Below are 2256 nucleotides of genomic sequence, written 5' to 3'. Positions count from 1 at the left end.
TACATAGCAAGCGTTCTCATGTTGGAGCCTAAATTAATCATTGCAGACGAACCAGTTGCATCATTGGATGCTTTGAACGGTAATCAAGTGATGGATTTATTACAGCATATTGTATTAGAACATGGTCAAACATTATTTATTATCACACATAACTTAAGTCATGTATTGAAATATTGTCAGTACATTTATGTTTTAAAAGAAGGTCAAATCATTGAACGAGGTAATATTAATCATTTCAAGTATGAGCATTTGCATCCGTATACTGAACGTCTAATTAAATATAGAACACAATTAAAGAGGGATTACTATGATTGAGTTAAAACATGTGACTTTTGGTTATAATAAAAAGCAGATGGTGCTACAAGATATCAATATTACTATACCTGATGGAGAAAATGTTGGTATTTTAGGCGAAAGTGGCTGTGGTAAAAGTACGCTCGCTTCATTGGTTCTTGGCTTGTTTAAACCTGTTAAAGGAGAAATTTACTTAAGTGATAATGCTGTGTTAACGATTTTCCAACACCCTTTAACTAGCTTTAACCCTGATTGGACGATTGAGACCTCATTAAAAGAAGCGTTATATTATTACAGAGGCCTAACTGATAATACTGCTCAGGATCAATTATTATTACAACATTTATCTACTTTTGAGTTAAACGCGCAATTATTGACTAAATTACCAAGCGAAGTGAGTGGCGGACAATTACAAAGATTTAATGTCATGCGTTCGTTATTAGCACAGCCTCGCGTTTTAATATGTGATGAGATAACTTCAAATTTAGATGTTATAGCTGAACAAAATGTAATCAATATATTAAAAGCGCAAACGATTACGAACTTAAATCATTTTATCGTTATTTCTCATGATTTATCCGTGTTACAACGCTTAGTTAATAGAATTATCGTTCTTAAGGATGGCATGATAGTCGATGATTTTGCAATAGAGGAATTATTTAATGTTGATAGACACCCTTATACAAAAGAATTAGTGCAAACATTTTCATATTAGCTATTTAAGAATGCGATAATTCTAGACTTGTTATAAAATATAGATGAATCAAGTATATTAATCTAGACACTTATCGATTTTATTTTCTTTATTTAAAAATAATAATAAAAAGGAGTATCATTAATGGGATTACTTGATATTGCAAGTATTCGTTCTATAGAAAGAGGCTTTAATTATTATCAAAGTGAATGCGTCATTAACTTAAAATCATTTTCAGAAACGCAGCATGAGGCTGAAGTAAAGGGCAGTGGCAACAAAGTATATCGTTGTTATATTGATATGGAACATCCTAGAAAATCCAAATGTAATTGTCCTCATGCTGATGGAAGACGAGTGATATGTAAACATATGATTGCATTACTCTTTACAGCTAGTCCAGAAGCAGCAAATAAACATATAATGATGTTAAACGAAGTTGAAGAAGACTATCAATTACGCAGAAATATGTGGATTGATAGTCTTAAAGAAATGATTAATGATATGAGTGAAGAAGAACTCCGCGATGCATATTTAAACATGTTAATTGAACATGGAGAAATGGCAGAATTATTTGGATTAGATGAAGAGGAAGAAATGTTCGAGGACGAATTTTATTAAAATAGCCCCTATCGATTGATAATGATTATCATTTGATAGGGGTGCTTTTATTTATATGATTTTAAGACTTTGCAAATAGCTTGTGTATTATTATTGATGTGTTTGATTTTATCAAGTTTCAATATTGCGTGTGTGTATGCTTCTGATGGTCCTATAATATAGCCACTACTAGCATGTTGTAACATGAAAATATCATTGTGGTCATTACCAAATGCTATATATTTAACATCTGCATCAAATATATATTGTAATGCAGTATATTTATTAATATTTTGCGCTGTTATATCAATGTTATACTCATTTGAATGGTGAATCATTTCCAATTCTTGATGGTATTTATTTAGCTCGTCTAATATAGTTGTAATTTGTGCCGGGTCTATATTTAATAAAATGATCTTGATTGGTGTGTCGATATTTGCAACATCAATACAACTGGCCAGCTTATGTGGATCTAAACGCTCAAAAATCGCGTTCTCAGCGTCAAGTTGTGCAGCATAATTCCAATCATCATCAATAATATAATCTAACTCATACTTTTGAATTATTTTTAAGATATGGTGATATGTATCTGTATGAATTGGTTTGATAACAGAAATCTTTGATTGCTGTGAAATCATAGCACCATTTGCGCCAATTAATGTGTGCTGATG

General features: G+C 31.3%; 3 protein-coding genes and 1 pseudogene. 3 read left to right on the top strand and 1 reads right to left on the bottom strand.

All coding sequences use genetic code 11. The features are described from left to right. The 3 genes and pseudogenes from IDG60_RS11495 to IDG60_RS11485 all read left to right on the top strand — a co-directional run. A pseudogene (locus IDG60_RS11495) lies at positions 1-315 on the top strand (ATP-binding cassette domain-containing protein); the annotation flags it as partial. Then, positions 308-1009, top strand: coding sequence for an ABC transporter ATP-binding protein (locus IDG60_RS11490; protein ID WP_000571259.1), 702 nt, complete (start codon positions 308-310; stop codon positions 1007-1009). The pseudogene IDG60_RS11495 and the gene IDG60_RS11490, both read left to right, overlap by 8 nt. A gap of 123 nt (positions 1010-1132) precedes the next feature. Further along, positions 1133-1606, top strand: a complete 474-nt coding sequence (locus IDG60_RS11485; RefSeq protein ID WP_000523668.1) for an SWIM zinc finger family protein — start codon at positions 1133-1135, stop codon at positions 1604-1606. 47 nt (positions 1607-1653) lie between these two features. Here IDG60_RS11485 and IDG60_RS11480 read toward each other — a convergent pair. Then, the coding region (locus tag IDG60_RS11480; RefSeq protein WP_206160717.1) for an HAD hydrolase family protein at positions 1654-2256 on the bottom strand (603 nt) is incomplete at its 5' end.

It is taken from the genome of Staphylococcus sp. EG-SA-2, assembly GCF_017152085.1.
The sequence above is the reverse complement of the archived record's forward strand: the minus strand, read 5'-3'. Positions and strand labels throughout refer to the sequence as shown.